Genomic DNA, 16,272 nt, shown 5'->3' with positions numbered 1-16,272 from the left:
GATTGGTACACACTCGTTTCATGTCATATGTCATCAGACATTGATGGTCGCCCGACAAATCTCATGAAATTCCCCAATATCCGGGTAATTCACGGGTAAACCCGCGACGTCTCCATCGGCACTCAGGCGTACCATGTCATACGACGACATACTACACAGCCCCGCCCGACCGGAGACACGCTTGAACCCGCCCTCGCCCGCCCTGCCCGGACGCGACCCGCTCGCGTCCGCCGTCTCGAAAGTGAAGTGGCATGTGCTGCCGCTCGTGCTGATCATGTTCATCGCGAACTACATCGACCGCGTGAACGTCGGCTTCGTCGACCGCCATCTCGAAGCGTCGATCGGCATCGGCGCGGCCGCGTACGGCCTCGGTGCCGGGTTGTTCTTCGTCGGCTACGCGCTGTTCGAGGTGCCGTCGAACCTGCTGATGCAACGCTACGGCGCCCGCGTGTGGCTCGCGCGGATCATGGCGACGTGGGGCATCGTCGCGGCCGCGATGGCGTTCGTGTGGAACGACACGTCGTTCTATGCCCTGCGCTTCCTGCTCGGCGCGGCCGAGGCCGGTTTCTTCCCCGGCGTCGTGCTGTACCTGTCGCAATGGCTGCCGCCGCAGGAACGCGGCAAGGCGATGGCGATCTTCCTCGGCGGCTCCGCATTCGCGTCGGTGCTGTCCGGGCCCGTCACCGGTGCGCTGCTGTCGATCCGCGGCTTCGGCCTCGAAGGCTGGCAGTGGATGTTCCTGATCGAAGGGCTATTCTCCGTCGCGCTGTGCGGCGCGAGCTGGCTGCTGCTGAAATCGCACATCCGCGACGCGACGTGGCTCACCACCGAGGAACGCACGGCACTACAGAACGCGCTCGACGAGGAACGCGCGGCGCGCGACGTCCGTTCGAACGTGCCGGTGCGCGCCACCGCGCTGCTGCGCGATCCGCAGATCACGCTGTTCTGCTTCCTGTATTTCTCGATCCAGCTGACGATCTACGCGGCCACGTTCTGGCTGCCGACGATCATCCGCAAGATGGGCGGCCTCACCGATTTCCAGGTCGGCCTGTACAACACGATTCCGTGGATGATCGCGATCGGCGCGATGTACGGCTTCGCGGTGCTGTCGTCGAAATGGAAGCATCCGCAGCGCTGGCTCGCGTTCGCGCTCGTGCTCGCCGCGTGCGGGCTGTTCGCGTCGACGTCGCACGATCCGGCCTGGTCGTTCGCGTCGATCTGCTTCGCCGCGCTCGGCTTCAAGGCCGCGGCGTCGCTGTTCTGGCCGATCCCGCAGGGCTATCTCGACACGCGCGTGGCCGCGGCCGTGATCGCGCTGATCAACTCGGTCGGCAACCTCGGCGGCTTCGTCGCGCCGACGGCCTTCGGCTATCTGAAGCAACATACGGGTTCGATCACGGGCGGGCTGTATGCGCTCGCGATCGCTTCGCTCGTCGCCGCCGTGGCCGCGCTGTTCGCGCGCACGCACCGGCGCAGCGATCCGCCGCGCGGCCTGCCGGCCGACACCGCCCTGACGAACGCATCGATGCTCCGCCATGCCGAACACTGACCGCCTGACCGTCGTCGTCTCGAACGCCGCCGACGCCGACCTCGCCACGTTTTCCCTCGCGGCCGACGGCACGCTCGCGCCGCTCGCCCGCTATCCCGCAGCCGACGTCGCGATGCCGATCGCCGTGCAGGCCGACCGCGCGCGGCTCTACGTCGCGACGCGCGGCGAACAGCCGACGATCGTCGCGTTCCGCGTCGTGCCGGCCACCGGCGCGCTCGTGCGCATCGGCGCGACCGCGATCGACGCGAGCCATGCGTACCTGTCGCTCGACCGCGGCGGCCGCTGGCTGCTCGGCGCGTCGTACGGCGGAAATTCGCTGAGCCTCTACGACGCCGCGCGCGTGCGCGACGGCGACGGCACGCCGCTGCAGGTCGTGGGCGGCATCGCGAACGCGCACTCGGTGATCGTGTCGCCGGACAACCGTTTCGCCTATGTCAGCTCGCTCGGCTCGGATCGCGTGTTCAGCTTCGCGCTGGTCGAGGACGCGGCCGGCCTGCGCGCGCTCGAACACGGCGAAACGCGCGTGCCGGCCGGGTTCGGCCCGCGCCACCTGCAGTTCGCGCGCGACGGCCGAGCGCTCGTCGTCGTCAGCGAATTCCAGGCCACGCTCGCCACGTTCGCGCGCGACCCCGATACCGGCCGGCTCGGCGATGCGCACGTGAGTGCGCGCCATCCGGCCGTCGCCGAACTCGCGCCGGGCCATGCGCGGCCGCCCGCGCCCACCGAGCCCTCCGTCTGGGCCGCCGACCTGCACCTGAGCCCCGACGAGCGTTTCGCCTACGTCAGCGAACGCACGTCGAGCCGCCTGCTCTGTTATCGCCGCACCGCAGACGGCACGTTCGAGCCCGCGCATGCAACGGCCACCGAGACGCAGCCGCGCGGGTTCGCGATCGACCCGTCGGGGCGCTGGCTCGTCGCGTGCGGCGAACAGTCGGAATACGTGTCGGTGTATGCGATCTCGCAGGACGATGGCGCGCTGTCGCCGCACGCACGCGTGCCGGGCGGGCGCGGCGCGAACTGGGTCGCGATCGTCTGAAGAAGGGATACGTGGAGCATGAACCGGCAGTCCCGCCACGCGGGCCGGCGCATGCCCGCGTTCAGCGCCGCTCGCTCGGCGCAACCCCTGTCCAGCGCTTGAACGCACGCGTGAAGTTCGCGCGATCCGTATAACCGACGCGCGCGGCGATCTCGTCCACCGGCAGCCGCGTCCCCTCGAGCAGCCGCAGCGCGTCGCGCAACCGGATCTCGTCGAGCAGCGCCGAATAGGTCGCACCGTATTCGGCGAGCTTGCGCTTGAGCGTACGCGCCGATACATGCAGCTCGCGCGCGACGTCGTCGACCGCCGGATAGCCGCCCTCGCCGCAGATCAGCAGGTTGCGCACGCGCTCGACGATGCTTTCCGCATAACCGAGCCGCGCGAGTTCGGCCTCGCACTGCTGCACGATCATCTGCGCGGTGTGCGCGTTCGCGGTGCCGATCGGTTCGTCGAGCAGCGCGGCATCGCAACGGATGCGGTTCGCGCTCGCGTCGAAATGGCAGCGCGGCAGCCGCGCGCGATAACGCTCGAACCACGGCGGCTCGGGCCATTCGAAATGGAGTTCGGCGCGCGACTGCAGCGTGCGTCCCGGCACCGGATAGAGCAGCGAATTGAACAGGATCGCCGTCTCGACCAGGAAGTTCTCGACCGCGAACTGCCGCAGCCGGCCGAGCGGAAACGCTTCGAGCACGTCGATGTCGACGGTCCCGTCGAGCCGCGCGAGCCGCACCGAGAAGAACGGCACGCGCGTCGGCAGGTAGCGGATGCCGAGCGAGATCGCCTCGCCGAGCGTCGCGCAGCTCATCAGCCCGAAGCCGATCAGTCCCGCTTTCGTCAGGCTGCTGCGCAGGCCGATCTCGATCGCGATCGACGGATCGTCCGTCGCGTCGAGCAGGTTGAACACGATCGCCGCCTGTTGCAGCGGCGTGATGCGCGCATCGGGCTGCGCGAGCCGGTCGCGCTCGACACCCGAGCCCGCGAGAATGCGGCCGCCGTCGATACCGCGCTCCTCGGCCAGCATCAGCATGAACAGCGCATACGCGGACGACACCGTCGCCTTGTTCAACTGGCGCGCGGCATCCGGGACGGACAGGGCCATGCGGAGGACTCCGGAGCGGTTTCGGCGGATTGTAGCGCCGCTGGCCCGCAATGACACCGGGGCGAGACTCTAGCCGCGCCGGCCGGCCAACGTGGCCCGAAATGACACCGCCATTGGCACCCGCGGCCCTCGCGGGCGGCCCGGTGCGCGCCTATGCTTGTCACATCGGCATAACGCCCCACTCTTTCCGCAGGAATCCGGTCGATGAGCCAACCCGCACGAACCGCCTTTCGCCACGACGCGGACAAGGTCGCGTACGTCCGCCGCGAGGTCAACGCCGCGAGCGACGCGATCCGCGCGCGCTTTCCGCTGCTCGACAACCAGAACCTCGTCGGCGCGACCGTGATGGCCGTGTCGGTGAGCGCAATGCTCGCGATCGCCTGGCTGTATGCGCGCGGGGCGATCGCGTGGTACGTCGCGCTGCCGCTCGCCGCGTTCGTCACGTCGCTGATCCACGAGCTCGAGCACGACCTGATCCACCTGATGTACTTCAAGAAGACGCCGTGGGCCTATCACCTGATGATGGCGCTGTGCTGGCTCACGCGGCCCGGCACGATCAACCCGTGGACGCGGCGGCGCATGCACCTGCATCACCACAAGGTGTCGGGCGGCGAATCGGATCTCGAGGAATTCGGCATCACCAACGGCGAGCGCTGGGGCGTGAAGCGCCTGCTGATGATCGCCGACGGCATGCTCGCCGTCGTGCTGCGGCCGGCCGCGATGCGCCGCAAGGTGAAGCAGTACGTGGCCGCGCAGCCGGTGCAGGACCCGTCCGAACGCTTGCAGTTGCGCGTCGAGCAAGTGTCGTCGTACATGCCGGTCGGTCACGTGTATTACGTGCTGTGGCATGCGTTCATCGTCTATCACGCCGGCCTGTTCGCGCTGCATGCGTTCGGCTACGCGGTGACGGTGCCGGCCATCGTCGCGCGCGTGATGAGCGTCGTCGATTTCCTGGCCGTGGTGTGGCTCGGGCCGAATTTCGTGCGCAGCTTCTGCATCAACTTCGTCAGCTCGAACATGCATTACTTCGGCGATATCGATTCACGCAACGTGATCCAGCAGACGCAGGTGCTCAACCCGTGGTGGATGCTGCCGTTCCAGCTGTTCTGCTTCAACTTCGGCAGCACGCATGCGATCCATCACTTCGTGGTGCGCGACCCGTTCTACATTCGCCAGCTGACCGCGCGCACCGCGCATGCGGCGCTGCGTGAAGTCGGCGTGCGCTTCAACGACGTCGGCACGTTCGCGCGTGCGAATCGCTGGGGCCCGTATCGACCGTCGCGCCGCGCTCGCCACGCGCAAGCCGACGCGTGATGTAAAACCGGCGCCGCGCCGGCTCAGCCGCCGATCGGCGGCATCGGCCCCTGCCCGCGGATCCACGACCAGTTCGCGAGCTCGGCCATTTCCTTGTCGCCGCGGCTGTCGCCGTACGCGAACAGCTGTTTCGGCGGCCGGTTGCCCCACCACCCGCGCAGCCGCACGACCTTCTGCGGCCCCCAGCAGTTTTCGCCGTCGAGCCGGCCGGCAAACGTGCCGCGCTCGAACGCGAGCCGCGTCGCGAGCACCGCATCGAAGCCGGCCGTCTTCGCCCACTTCTCCAGGTACAGCGACGGCGACGCGCTCACCAGCACGACTTCGTGCCCGCGTGCCCGGTGCTCGCGAATGCGTTCGAGCATTTCCGGACGCACGAGGCCCGGCAGGTAGGTGTCGACGAACGTACGCGCCTGCGCATCGAGCGCGTCCTCGCGCACGGGCCCGAACGCGAACGACGCGAACTTCGCTTTCGCATCGCCACGCGACAGCAGCCCGGCCTTCATCGCGACGATCCACGGCAGCGCACGGAGCCCGGCCCATGCGAAGCGCGGCGTGCCGACCGCATAGCGGACGAAATGGCGAAAGCTGTCGGTCGTCGTGATGGTGCCGTCGAAATCGAATGCGGCAACGATGCGGTCGGTCATGGAGAATCGGCGGGAAAGCAATGAGATGCCCGGGAAGATAGCAGACTCGCGCCGGTGCACGTGAAATGGCGTGACGCGGCGTGGCCCGCGCAGCGAACGCGCGCGCCGCGGCGCGCGCATCCGTGCCCTTCGCGCCGTTCGCTCAGCGCTGCGGCCGCGCCGCCAGCGCCGCCGGCAGCACGACGTTCATCAGGTGATCGGCGCGCGACAGCAGATCGGTCACGCGCTCGTCGAGCCCGCGCAATTGCGCGGGTTGCATGCGGATCTGCTGCACCGCCTGCCCGACGATATTGCGGCGGTCGAACAGCGTGCGCTCGACGCCCGCATCGTCCGGTGCGCGCACGACGTCCGACACCGCGCTCAGCGCCGCGAGCACGACCACGAGATTTTCTTCCGCATGGCGAACCTTCGCGGCGAGTTCCTCGGTGCGGCGCGGAAAGAAGCCGAGCGACTGCTTGAGCGCACCGAGCGCCGCCCGGTAGTCGACATGGCCCGCCGCCCCGCCGAACCAGCGTTCGAACATGCCGGCCTTGCGCGTCGCCTGCGCGAGCATGCCGGCCATCATGTCGGCCGCGCCGAGTTCGTTGAATTCGCGCGTGGCGGCCGCGACGGCTTCGACGAGGTTGCCTGCCGTCTCCAGCGCGCCGTCGCCGATCGTCGCGACCGTCGTGAGCTTCAGCGGCACCAGTTGCCGGATGTGCCGCTCGATGCGCGGCGCGTAGTCGGGATAGAGATTCGGAAAGCTGGCCTGCGCGGCGCGGAAGCACGCTTCGAGCTGCGGATGGTTCGATTCGCCGAACACCGCGCGGCCGACCGCCTCGGCCGGCGCGGTGCGCACGGGCCTGTCGGGCGCCGGCCCGAAGTCGAGCGCCTGCGGTGCCGGCCGCTCGGGCGCGCGCGCACCCGGCGTCGCGGCCGCGGGCGGCGCGTCGAACGCAAGACGCCCGGGCGTGCGCTCGGGCGTCGTATCGAACTCGAGCCGCTTCGGCTCGTCGGACGGATTCGTCATCGCTGCTTCCTGCCCGGCGCGGCGGTGTCCCGCCGGCCGGACTGCCGCCAGTCAGACCGCGCCGCCGTACGCGCGCACGAAGTCGCCCAGGCCGCGGTTGTAGCCGGCGCCGACCGCCTTGAACATGAAGTGGCCGTCGCGGCGATAGAAGCTGCCCACCTGCACCGACGTCTCCATCGAGAAGTCTTCCTCGAGTGCGTACTTCGCGATCACCGCGCCCGACACCTCGTCGGCGATCTGGATGTAGCTGTTGCGCACCTGGCCGAAATTCTGGCGACGCGCTTCGGCCTGGTCGATCGTCACGACCACCGAGATTTCCTCGATATCCGCGGCGAGCTTCGTCACGTCGATGAAGATCACTTCGTCGTCGCCGCCGCCGCTGCCCGTGCGGTTGTCGCCGCTGTGCACGACACCCAGGCACTTCGACGCGGGCATCCCGCGCTTCGGGAAATCGTCGCCCGGCTGGATGAAGGTTTCCTTGCGCTCCATCGTGCGCACTTCGCTGTTGTAGAACACGAAATGCTGATCCGAGATCAGCTTCGGATTGCTCTGCGCGTCGTACTTGCACAGGAACACCGACACGTCGAGATCGAAATCCGTGCCCGTGTCCGTCGCGTTCGCGTCCCAACCGAGACCGATGCGGAATTTCTGCGTGCCGGGCGCTTCCTTCGACAGGTTGACGCGACCGCCTTTCGACAAATTGATCATCTGAACCTCTTCTGCTGGAACCGCCGTTGCGCCGGCGGCAATGCCGGGCCGCCCTGCGCGGCCCCCTCGTTGATGGTTTGCGTGCCGCGTGCGGCGCGTGCTTATTCGCCGGCCACCGCGGTGCGGTCTTCCTTGCGCTGCACGACGATCGACGACCACACGGCCGCGGCGATCATCGCCGCGCCGACCAGGCCCGTGATGACCTCGGGCACCTCGAACTTCACGCCGAGGAACATGATCGTTGCGAGCGCACCGATCGCCCAGAACGCGCCGTGCTCGAGATAGCGATATTGCGCGAGCGTGCCCTTCTTCAGCAGCACGAGCGTCATCTCCCGGATATAGGCCGCGCCGACGCCGAGGCCGAGCGCGATCAGGAAGATGTTGTTCGACAGCGCGAATGCGCCGATCACGCCGTCGAAGCTGAACGACGAATCGAGCACCTCGAGATACATGAAACCCGCGACGCCTTCGCGCACCACGCGCGTGCCCGTTTCCTCGCCGCCGATCAGGTCGCCGATGCCGTGCGCGATCACGAAGCTGATCACGCCGAACGCGCCCGCCAGCAGGAAGGCGACCTGTTCCGCCGACGGCACGTAGAACGACGCGACGATCACGATCGCGAGCGTCAGCGCCACTTCCAGCGCGGTGATGCGGCCGAGATGGCGCATCGGGCCCTCGAGGAAGCCGATCCAGTGCTCGTCCTTCTCGGTGTCGAGCATGAACTTGAAGAACACCATCAGCAGGAACGCGCCGCCGAACGCCGACACCTGGTGATGCGCGGAAGTCAGGATCGCCGCGTACTTCTCCGGCGACTCGATCGCGAGCGTCAGCGCATCCCACATGCCGATGTGGCCGATCACCGCGACGATCAGCAGCGGGAACACGAGCCGCATGCCGAACACGGCGACCGGCAGGCCGAACACCATGAAGCGGTTGCGCCACTTCTCCGACCAGTTCTTGAGCACGGAGGCGTTGACGACCGCGTTGTCGAGCGACAACGAGATTTCGAGCACGCACAGGACCGCGACGATCAGCATGTCTTTCACGCCGCCGAGGAAATACGCGGCGACCAGTGCGAGCGCCGTGAGCGACAGCGGGATCTTGAAGTCTTTCAACATGATGTGGAGTTTCGAGTTTCGTGAAAAATGACGTGCGGGCCGCGCTTACTTCGCGCGCACCCAGTCGCAGAATTCCTGCGTGATCAACTGTTCGTAGATCTGTTCGTCGCTGATGTCGAGCGATTCGAGATGCAGGAAGCCGACGTTCGGCATCTCTTCCGCGATTTCCGCGAGGAAGCCGAATTCGCTCGGGTCGCCGACGCCGACGAGCGACCAGTACAGCGGGTAGTGCTGCGACTCGGCCAGCAACTGGCGCACGCGCTTGCGATCGTTCTTCGGGTTCTGCCCGTCGGTGACGAACAGCACCCATGCGGGTAGATGGCCGTTCACCGGCGCGGAAGCCGCCGGTGCCGGCGTCTCGTCCGCGCCGCCGAACAGCCGGCTCAGGAAGCCGCGCTTCTCTTCGCGTTGCGGCGACGGCTGAGGCGCGCGGAAGAAGAAGTCGACGATGTCGTTCATCACCGGCGCGTACTGCGTGCCGCCCCATTTGTCGATCCGCGCTTCGAGCACGTGGTCGGAAATGTACGAGCCGTAGTTGTCCGGCGTCGCGGTCGGCAGCCGGTTGTAGCCTTCGGTGAAGGTCCACGTGTCGACTTCGCCGTTGTCGTCGAACTTCAGTGCGATGCCGAGGATCCGGTCGTGCGTCTCCTGGATCACGCCCGACTGGTAGAGCGGCTTCGCGGAGCCGGAGATGTCGAGCGCCGCGCCGACGCGCACGACGGGCGGCTTCAGGATCTGGCGTTTTTCGAGGACGATCGCGACCTTCGCCGCGCGTTTCTCAAGCGTAATCATGCGGTGTTCTCTTAGTTCTCTCAGTTGTGCTTCGGAGCGAATCGGGTGATCAGGTCCTGTTCGAGCTGGCGCAGGCGCGGCGCGTCCTGCTCGCGCTGGCGCTTGCCGTCGGCGATGATCTGCGTGATGTCGTCGAATGCGCCGAACAGCTGCTGCTGCGCGTATTCGAACGTGTCGGTCGAGATCACCGGGCGCTGGCCGAGCTTCGCGACTTCCTGCGCGTTCTGGCGGTTCAGGTCGGCCTGCGCGCGGATCGCCTCGTCGGCCGCGTCGTACGTCGCGTTCGCGAGCGCCGCCGCGCGCTTCGTGCTGAGCTGCTCGAGGTAGAGCGCGAACGCATTGGTCCACGCGGGGATCAGCACGGTCTTGATCGTCATGAACTTCGACGTCAGCGTGCGTTTCTGGTCCTGCTCCATGCGGATCTGCGGCGCGAGCTGCTTCGACATCAGCATCGCGCGGTCGAGGTCGTCGAGCTTGCTTTCGAGCGCGTCGACCTTGCGCTTCACGTCGAGCAGGCGTTGTGCCGCGAACGCGTCGTCCGCCGGCTGCTGGCCGGCCGCGAGATGCGCACGCAGCGTCGCGAGCGCCGTTTCGCCGTGCGCCTTCGACTGCGCGAGCTCCTGGTGCAGCGCGTAGTTGTCGTTGTACATCCGCTCGAGCTCGTCGATGCCGGCCTTCTGGCGCCGCGCATGGCTCTCGAGCTCGACGACGAGCGTGTCCATCCGCTTGCTCACCGATTCGTATTGCGACAGCAGCTTCTCCTTGGTCGAGCGAAACAGCCGCGTGACCTGCGTAAGCAGCCCGCCCTTGTCGGCGCCGCGCGGATCGAGCCCCTTCGCGGTCGCGATCAGTTCGTTGAGCTTGTCACCGAACTGGTCGGCATCCGACGCGCGGACGCTCGCGAGAATCTGCTGGGAAAAAGCGGCGATTCGCGTGCCCTGCGTCGCGCCGAGCTGGTCGATCTCGTCGACGGTGATCAGGCGGACATTCTCCGCCGGGCGCGCGGCCGGCACGGTGACGGCGGCGGCAGGCACGGCGACGGGTGACGAAGACGGGGTGGAAGGACGATCGCTGACCGCATCGGAGTTCTTGTCATCGAATAGCGGCTTCATGTGGCTACCACGTTTCCTTTTCTGCTTTCTGCTGCGTGTTGTCGTGCGCGCGTGGCGCGCATCCGCGATTGCCGCCGTGCTCTCTCACGGGCGGCAGACGGACAATAAATGGCCCGAGCGCCTTGCGTCAAGGGAAGGAATTCTTTCAATTTCCATTCATTTTGTAAGGTGGCGAACGGACGTCATGCAGGAGCGCCGCCGCTCCTGCCGCGATGCGGGCTGGCCACGCGAGATTCGGACGCGCCGAAACTTACATGTCGGATCAATGCGAAAGAGAAATGAAACCGCCTGTTTGAGCGGGTTTCAGACGGCGCACACACGCGGCCAAGCCCCTCGCGGGCATCGATCGCGCATTACCGATCCCGCACGCGACTCATCCCGAGCCTGGGCAGGATGAACGGCACCGATCGGTCACGAATCGTAAAATCCCATCGTCCGTCGATGTCCACGAACGTCGCGCTGAAATGCCGGTCGTCGGCCCACGCGAGGTCGTCCAGATGGCACGACGCATACATCGCGCCGACCGTGCGCCGCGCGATTTCCTTCAATGGATCCTTCGACACGAGCGTGAACGTGACGGCCTCCTCGAACAGGCAGTCGTAGTCGGTGACGAGCAGATAAGCGGCCGGCGTCTCGAACTGGCGAAGCAGTACGTAACCGGAAACCGTGAGGCCGGAGCGCTCGCCGTTCACGAGCACGGCGGTACGCGACGGCCACGTTTCGTACGGACCGTCGTGCGTTTCGAGCGCGAAACGCTCGATCGGCTTCATCGCCGGGCCGGTTGGCCGAGATCGTGTGCCGGAAGCATCGGCGCGTCAGTTCGCGGCCTTGCGGTACAACGCGACATATCCCGCGAGAATCAGCAGCAGCGCCCCGCTGACGCGGTTCAGCCACTTCTCGCCGGCCGCTTTCCACACGCGCACCGAGTGCACGCCGAGCAGCGCGTAGCCGGTCATCCCGACGACGTCGATCGCGACGATCGTCGCTGCGAGGATCGCGTACTGCGGCGCGATCGCGTGCGACCGGTCGACGAACTGCGGCAGCAGCGCGGACATGAACAGGTAATACTTCGGGTTGCTCATTGCGACGAAAAAACTCTTCAGGAACGCGGTCCGGCGATCGGGCATCGCCTGATCGACTGCCTGCGCGGCAGCACGACCGCCGGACGAGAGCAGCATCCGCACACCGACATAGGCAAGCCACGCGGCACCGGCCAGCTTCAGCGTGACGAACGCCGTTTCCGATGCGTCGAGCAGCATCCCGAGACCGAACCCGACCAGCGCGACCATCACGACATCGGCGGTAACGGCGCCGAGCATGCCGACCAGCGCGTGACGCAATCCGTACCGTGAGCCGTTGCTCATCGCGAGCAACACCGTCGGACCGGGCGTCGCGACGCCGACGGAGAGGATCAGGGCAAAAGCGAGCAAGGCGGACAGCGACATGGCGTGGCGTTCCTTCTGAAGGGAGCTTGCGAACGGGATGGCGTCGCCGTCTTCGGCCGCGCGGGCCGCTGCCGGCGCGCGCGAATCATGACGACGCATTCGAACGGCCGATGATCGCATGTTCGCCCCGGGATCCGCTCGGCGGTTGCGTGGCGTCGATCCCGGCGGGGGACCGCTACGATCTCGGTGCGCGTTATGCGACGGCGCTGTTCGGCAGGAAGACGACGTTCCGAGCGGCCGTGCGCAACGTCACGAACAAGTCGTACTGGTCGTCGACGACCGGCGGGTACCTGACACAGGGCGATCCGCGGTCGGTGTGGCTGTCGATGACGACGGATTTTTGACGATTGCGGAAGGGAGTGGCGGGCTGCCGCCAGAGTTTGCTATACTCTCGGTCTTCCGGAGAGATGGATGAGTGGTTTAAGTCGCACGCCTGGAAAGCGTGTATAGGTTAATCGCCTATCGGGGGTTCGAATCCCCCTCTCTCCGCCAGGATGTCAGCAAAAACGGGCCGCTCGGCCCGTTTTTCGTTTCTGCACGCCCAAGCGCCCGACAATCGTCGCTGCGCCGACATGCCCGCCATCATGCGCTTCGCATCGACTTCCGCCTTCAGGCATCGGGCAAGCGGGTCGGCCATGCAGTTCAATACTGCGACTCATCGCTTCATCGTTTTTCTCGACGCGACGACAGCGCCATTCAATCCATCGTTCCGAACTCGATAACGATCGCATTTCGGCATCGCCGACAAGGATGCCGACTCGTTTTTCATCCCGCGTCGACTGTCCGCCACTGCGCGAAAATCTGCGTGCGCAGTTCATGACCATGATGCAAGCGAACATGGCGCATTCGCCCGCCATGAACGGAAATGCATTCGCCGGCCCGGGAATGATGATGGCCATGGGCTTTGCGAATCAGGTCATCGACACGGCGGTTTCGCCGGCACCCATCGCACATCGCCCCCCGAACCCCGCTCGCTAAAGATGTGTATTCTTCTGACGATATCCGAGGTTTCAGCTCCGCGAGTCAGATCCATGCGATTCAATCCAGGGTTCGCCATGACGATTGTCGCTTCGACGATGCTGTCAGCTTGCGCAACGGCATTTTCGCCGCCGTCGATCACCACCACCGTCGCGGTGACCTCTCCCCCGCCGGTCGACAAGGCGCTGCGCGACGGCGGATCGTCCACCGACCTGTCGGTCATCGGTCAGCCTGCATCCCCGTTTCGCACGCTGCTTTCCGTTCGCGAGTGCGCTGCCGGCAAATGCGCGGCGGGAATCGCCATGCCGACGCTCGCGGTCACGGTTCAACGCGTGTCCGAAGGACAGGCGGCGATACGCTTCTCGGTCAGCGGAGAGATCGGCAGCAGCCAGACTCTGAAATCGCAAACCGGGAACGCCGCGTCGGAAGTGACGATGTCGATCCCGTCGAGCGCGACACCGATCAACGATCGCTTTGCCGTTGACCGGGTCGCGACGATCAAGGTCGGCGAGTTTCGCCACGTGGCACTGCCGCATGGCATCCGTGCGTATGTGTGCGTCGCGATACCGAACGCCAAGGGCATGACGGACGGAAGCTGCGATTTCAGCCGGGTACAGACGACCAAGGGCGCCGAGCTCGGCATTTCCGCGCTCTGACCCGCCCGTCACGGCGCCGGCACTGGCTGCCCTGGCACGCGAGCATGCCGAACGACACCCGCGTCACGGATGCCGGATGTAATCCACCAGCGCCCGCGTATAGTCATCCGGCTTACGATCGAACAGACTCACGACGATCGCCACCGCGAACCCCGCCGGCACCCCGAACACGCCCGAACTGATCGACTCGATCCCGAACCACGTGCGCCCCGCGAATCCCGTCAGCTGCGTGAAGTACGGATAGGTCGACACGATGTAGTACACGCACACCGCGAGCCCGGTCACCATCCCGGCGATCGCACCGCGCGTCGTCGTGCGCTTCCAGAACACGCCGAGCACCAGCACCGGAAAGAAGCTCGAGGCCGCCAGCGAGAACGCAGCGCCGACGAGAAACAGGATCTTCCCCGTATTGAGCGACGCGACATACGACGCGAACAGGGCGACGCCGAGCAGCAGCACCTTCGAGATCGTCACGCGCCGCTGGCTCGATGCGTCGGGCGCGACCATGCAGTAGTAGACGTCGTGCGACAGCGCGTTGGCGATCGTCAGCAGCAGCCCGTCCGCGGTCGACAGCGCCGCGGCAAGCGCACCGGCCGCGATCAGTCCCGACACGACGTACGGCAGCCCGGCAATCTCCGGCGCGGCCAGCACGACCATGTCCGGCTGCATCTGGATTTCCGACCAGTGCACGATGCCATCGCGAATCACCTCGACGACGCTGATCAGGTCGGGCTCGAAGTGATGCCATTGCGTGACCCACGCCGGCAATTCGGCGAACGGCCGCCCGACGAGGTTCGCGAGGATCTCGTACTTGATCAGCACCGCGAGCACCGGCACGCTGAGGTAGAACAGCGCGATGAAGAACAGGGTCCACCCGACCGAGCGCCGCGCCGACGCGACCGACGTGGTCGTGTTGTAACGCGTCAGGATGTGCGGCAGGCTCGCGGTGCCGAGCGACAGGCACAGCAGCAGCGCGAGGAAGTTCCGCTCGCGCGGCTTGCGCTCGTCATCGCTCGCGGCGGGAAACGGTTCGTGCATCGGCACGGGCGGCTCGGCACGGGCCAGCAGGTCGTCACGCGCCTGCGTCCACGCGACCCGCGCCGCCGCCGGATCGCGCGGAAAGTCCGCCAGCTCGCGCTCGCGCTGGCTGATCTCGCGCAGCGGTCCGTTGTGGCGCCGCAGGTCGGCCAACTGGTCGGCGAGATGCCGGCGTGCATCCGCATACGACGAAGGCAGCCGGTCGAGCCGCGTCTGGATGTCCGCGGCTTGTCGTCGATATGCGTCGCGCACCTGCTGTTCGTCGGACGCATCGCGCACCTGCGCCTCGCGCGCCGCGACGCGCTCCATCAGCTTGCCGTAGCTGAACTGCGGCACCGGGCCGAGCCCGTTCTTCATCGCGATCAGCGACACCGGAATCAGGATCGCGCTGATCAGGATGATGTACTGCGCGACCTGCGTCCAGGTGACCGCGCGCATCCCGCCGAGAAACGAGCACACGAGAATGCCCGCGAGCCCGCAGAAGATCCCGATCGCGAAATCGACGCCGATGAAGCGCGTCGCGATCAGGCCGATCCCCTGGATCTGCGCGACCAGGTACACGAACGAACACAGGATCGCCGCGCCGGCCGCAAGCGCACGCACTGCCGTGCTCGAAAAGCGCGTACCGAGAAAATCGGGAATCGTGTAGCGCGCGAGCTTGCGCACATACGGCGCAAGCAGGAACGCGACGAGGCAGAACCCGCCCGTCCAGCCCATCACGTACGCGAGCGCGTCGTAGCCGGTCGTATAGAGCGAGCCGGCCAGGCCGATGAACGACGCGGCCGACAGCCAGTCGGCCGCCGTCGCCATCCCGTTGAACGCGGACGGCACGCGCCGCCCGGCCACGTAGTATTCGACGAGATCGGACGTGCGCGACAGCAACCCGATCACCGCGTACACCGCGATCGGCACGAACAGGAACACGTAGCCGATCCAGACGCCGGAGCCGGTGGCGCGCTCGATCCGCCACATCAGCAGCACGAATCCGAGAAACCCCAGCGTGTAGAGCGCATACGCGCGGATCAGTCGATGCGTCAGCATGAATCAGCGCCCGCCGTTCGGATGGCCGGTACGCCCGCATGATCGTCGTACGCGCGGCGCAGCGTGCGGTCGGCGCGCTGCATCAGCCCGATATACGCGACGATCAGCACGAGATACACGAGAATCGCGCCCTGCGCACCGACGTAGAACGGCAGGCTGAACCCGGCAAAGCGCACGCTCGCGAGCGCGGGCCCGAAGAACGGCACGATGAACGACACGGCGAAACCGATCGCCATCAGCACCGCGATCAGCGCGACATTGAAGCGCCAGTAGCGTGCGTGGGCACGCGCGAGCGGCTCGGGAACGGGCGGTGGCGCGGCAGGCGCGGATCGGGTCGGAACGGTCATGCCGTTATGTAACAAAAAGCCCCTGCGCGGGCAATCGGGATTGCCGCGCAGGGGCTCGTACGCGTGATGCGCAACCGGTACGGTCAGCGCACTTCGGCGAGCTGCTCGAGGATGGCCGGGTTCTCGAGCGTGGACGTATCCTGCGTGATCGCTTCGCCCTTGGCGAGCGAGCGCAGCAGGCGCCGCATGATCTTGCCCGAGCGCGTTTTCGGCAGGTTGTCGCCGAAGCGGATGTCCTTCGGCTTCGCGATCGGCCCGATCTGCTTGCCGACCCAGTCGCGCAGCGTCTTGGCGAGCGCCGCGGCCTCCTCGCCTTCCGGACGCGCACGCTTGAGCACCACGAACGCGACCACCGCCTCGCCCGTCGTGTCGTCAGGACGGCCGAC

Annotated in this window: 17 protein-coding genes, 1 tRNA gene and 1 pseudogene; 7 read left to right on the top strand and 12 right to left on the bottom strand. The window is 66.7% G+C overall.

The window, feature by feature from the left end:
• Positions 1–181 precede the first annotated feature (181 nt).
• Both ABIC51_RS39410 and ABIC51_RS39405 read left to right on the top strand, forming a co-directional pair.
• Positions 182–1,549, top strand: a complete 1,368-nt coding sequence (locus tag ABIC51_RS39410; RefSeq protein ID WP_027786917.1) for an MFS transporter — start codon at positions 182–184, stop codon at positions 1,547–1,549.
• Entirely contained in the window at positions 1,536–2,585 is a 1,050-nt protein-coding gene (locus ABIC51_RS39405) for a lactonase family protein (protein ID WP_175901679.1), read from the top strand. The genes ABIC51_RS39410 and ABIC51_RS39405 overlap by 14 nt, the downstream gene beginning before the upstream one ends.
• 61 nt (positions 2,586–2,646) lie before the next feature.
• Here the strand turns inward: ABIC51_RS39405 and ABIC51_RS39400 are convergent, their stop codons facing one another.
• Positions 2,647–3,684 carry an AraC family transcriptional regulator gene (locus ABIC51_RS39400; RefSeq protein WP_060084097.1) on the bottom strand — a complete coding sequence of 346 codons (1,038 nt, stop codon included), beginning with the start codon at positions 3,682–3,684 and terminating at the stop codon, positions 2,647–2,649.
• Positions 3,685–3,888: 204 nt separating this feature from the next.
• Here ABIC51_RS39400 and ABIC51_RS39395 point away from each other — a divergent pair, with 204 nt between their 5' ends.
• Entirely contained in the window at positions 3,889–4,998 is a 1,110-nt protein-coding gene (locus ABIC51_RS39395; RefSeq protein ID WP_124920140.1) for a fatty acid desaturase, read from the top strand.
• A gap of 23 nt (positions 4,999–5,021) precedes the next feature.
• Here the strand turns inward: ABIC51_RS39395 and ABIC51_RS39390 are convergent, their stop codons facing one another.
• The 8 genes from ABIC51_RS39390 to ABIC51_RS39355 form a co-directional block, all read right to left on the bottom strand.
• Positions 5,022–5,642, bottom strand: a complete 621-nt coding sequence (locus ABIC51_RS39390) for an HAD family hydrolase (RefSeq protein WP_021162444.1) — start codon at positions 5,640–5,642, stop codon at positions 5,022–5,024.
• 142 nt (positions 5,643–5,784) lie between these two features.
• Positions 5,785–6,651 carry a hypothetical protein gene (locus ABIC51_RS39385; protein ID WP_175901677.1) on the bottom strand — a complete coding sequence of 289 codons (867 nt, stop codon included), beginning with the start codon at positions 6,649–6,651 and terminating at the stop codon, positions 5,785–5,787.
• A gap of 51 nt (positions 6,652–6,702) precedes the next feature.
• Positions 6,703–7,359: a TerD family protein gene (locus ABIC51_RS39380; RefSeq protein WP_021163605.1), complete on the bottom strand. Its 657-nt coding sequence runs from the start codon at positions 7,357–7,359 to the stop codon at positions 6,703–6,705.
• A gap of 101 nt (positions 7,360–7,460) precedes the next feature.
• Positions 7,461–8,477, bottom strand: a complete 1,017-nt coding sequence (locus ABIC51_RS39375) for a DUF475 domain-containing protein (protein ID WP_027786911.1) — start codon at positions 8,475–8,477, stop codon at positions 7,461–7,463.
• Positions 8,478–8,522: 45 nt separating this feature from the next.
• Complete coding sequence (locus ABIC51_RS39370; RefSeq protein ID WP_027786910.1) at positions 8,523–9,269, bottom strand: VWA domain-containing protein; 747 nt, start codon at positions 9,267–9,269, stop codon at positions 8,523–8,525.
• 20 nt (positions 9,270–9,289) lie between these two features.
• Complete coding sequence (locus ABIC51_RS39365) at positions 9,290–10,381, bottom strand: toxic anion resistance protein (protein ID WP_027786909.1); 1,092 nt, start codon at positions 10,379–10,381, stop codon at positions 9,290–9,292.
• Positions 10,382–10,734: 353 nt separating this feature from the next.
• Positions 10,735–11,151 carry a hypothetical protein gene (locus tag ABIC51_RS39360; protein WP_027786908.1) on the bottom strand — a complete coding sequence of 139 codons (417 nt, stop codon included), beginning with the start codon at positions 11,149–11,151 and terminating at the stop codon, positions 10,735–10,737.
• 45 nt (positions 11,152–11,196) lie between these two features.
• Positions 11,197–11,826, bottom strand: coding sequence for a LysE family translocator (locus tag ABIC51_RS39355; protein WP_091925877.1), 630 nt, complete (start codon positions 11,824–11,826; stop codon positions 11,197–11,199).
• Positions 11,827–11,981: 155 nt separating this feature from the next.
• Here ABIC51_RS39355 and ABIC51_RS39350 point away from each other — a divergent pair.
• The 4 genes and pseudogenes from ABIC51_RS39350 to ABIC51_RS39335 form a co-directional block, all read left to right on the top strand.
• A pseudogene (locus ABIC51_RS39350) lies at positions 11,982–12,170 on the top strand (hypothetical protein); the annotation flags it as partial.
• A gap of 57 nt (positions 12,171–12,227) precedes the next feature.
• A tRNA-Ser gene (locus tag ABIC51_RS39345) sits at positions 12,228–12,318 on the top strand.
• Between the two features lie 324 nt (positions 12,319–12,642).
• Positions 12,643–12,804, top strand: coding sequence for a hypothetical protein (locus ABIC51_RS39340; protein WP_226129833.1), 162 nt, complete (start codon positions 12,643–12,645; stop codon positions 12,802–12,804).
• A gap of 2 nt (positions 12,805–12,806) precedes the next feature.
• On the top strand, positions 12,807–13,460 hold the full coding sequence (locus ABIC51_RS39335; RefSeq protein ID WP_226153356.1) for a hypothetical protein: 654 nt from the start codon (positions 12,807–12,809) through the stop codon (positions 13,458–13,460).
• A gap of 63 nt (positions 13,461–13,523) precedes the next feature.
• On the opposite strand, the gene ABIC51_RS39330 is transcribed toward ABIC51_RS39335, so the two are convergent.
• From ABIC51_RS39330 to ABIC51_RS39320, 3 genes are all read right to left on the bottom strand, one after another.
• Entirely contained in the window at positions 13,524–15,539 is a 2,016-nt protein-coding gene (locus tag ABIC51_RS39330; protein WP_027786903.1) for a sodium:solute symporter family protein, read from the bottom strand.
• Entirely contained in the window at positions 15,533–15,886 is a 354-nt protein-coding gene (locus ABIC51_RS39325) for a DUF4212 domain-containing protein (RefSeq protein WP_175852513.1), read from the bottom strand. The genes ABIC51_RS39330 and ABIC51_RS39325 overlap by 7 nt, the downstream gene beginning before the upstream one ends.
• A gap of 83 nt (positions 15,887–15,969) precedes the next feature.
• A partial coding sequence (locus ABIC51_RS39320; RefSeq protein WP_502916293.1) for an AMP-binding enzyme occupies positions 15,970–16,272 on the bottom strand: 303 nt, incomplete at its 5' end.

The sequence above is a fragment of the Burkholderia sp. 572 genome, from assembly GCF_040545135.1.
GTDB lineage: Bacteria > Pseudomonadota > Gammaproteobacteria > Burkholderiales > Burkholderiaceae > Burkholderia > Burkholderia cepacia.
Note: the sequence above shows the minus strand (reverse complement) of the source record. Positions and strands in the feature narration are given on the sequence as shown.

Coding starts and splice junctions, on each gene's coding strand:
- ABIC51_RS39405 (WP_175901679.1), top strand. CDS start 1,536: ATGCCGAACACTGACCGCCTGACCGTCGTCGTCTCGAACGCCGCCGAC.
- ABIC51_RS39400 (WP_060084097.1), bottom strand. CDS start 3,684: ATGGCCCTGTCCGTCCCGGATGCCGCGCGCCAGTTGAACAAGGCGACG.
- ABIC51_RS39395 (WP_124920140.1), top strand. CDS start 3,889: ATGAGCCAACCCGCACGAACCGCCTTTCGCCACGACGCGGACAAGGTC.
- ABIC51_RS39390 (WP_021162444.1), bottom strand. CDS start 5,642: ATGACCGACCGCATCGTTGCCGCATTCGATTTCGACGGCACCATCACG.
- ABIC51_RS39385 (WP_175901677.1), bottom strand. CDS start 6,651: ATGACGAATCCGTCCGACGAGCCGAAGCGGCTCGAGTTCGATACGACG.
- ABIC51_RS39380 (WP_021163605.1), bottom strand. CDS start 7,359: ATGATCAATTTGTCGAAAGGCGGTCGCGTCAACCTGTCGAAGGAAGCG.
- ABIC51_RS39375 (WP_027786911.1), bottom strand. CDS start 8,477: ATGTTGAAAGACTTCAAGATCCCGCTGTCGCTCACGGCGCTCGCACTG.
- ABIC51_RS39370 (WP_027786910.1), bottom strand. CDS start 9,269: ATGATTACGCTTGAGAAACGCGCGGCGAAGGTCGCGATCGTCCTCGAA.
- ABIC51_RS39365 (WP_027786909.1), bottom strand. CDS start 10,381: ATGAAGCCGCTATTCGATGACAAGAACTCCGATGCGGTCAGCGATCGT.
- ABIC51_RS39360 (WP_027786908.1), bottom strand. CDS start 11,151: ATGAAGCCGATCGAGCGTTTCGCGCTCGAAACGCACGACGGTCCGTAC.
- ABIC51_RS39355 (WP_091925877.1), bottom strand. CDS start 11,826: ATGTCGCTGTCCGCCTTGCTCGCTTTTGCCCTGATCCTCTCCGTCGGC.
- ABIC51_RS39340 (WP_226129833.1), top strand. CDS start 12,643: ATGACCATGATGCAAGCGAACATGGCGCATTCGCCCGCCATGAACGGA.
- ABIC51_RS39335 (WP_226153356.1), top strand. CDS start 12,807: ATGTGTATTCTTCTGACGATATCCGAGGTTTCAGCTCCGCGAGTCAGA.
- ABIC51_RS39330 (WP_027786903.1), bottom strand. CDS start 15,539: ATGCTGACGCATCGACTGATCCGCGCGTATGCGCTCTACACGCTGGGG.
- ABIC51_RS39325 (WP_175852513.1), bottom strand. CDS start 15,886: ATGACCGTTCCGACCCGATCCGCGCCTGCCGCGCCACCGCCCGTTCCC.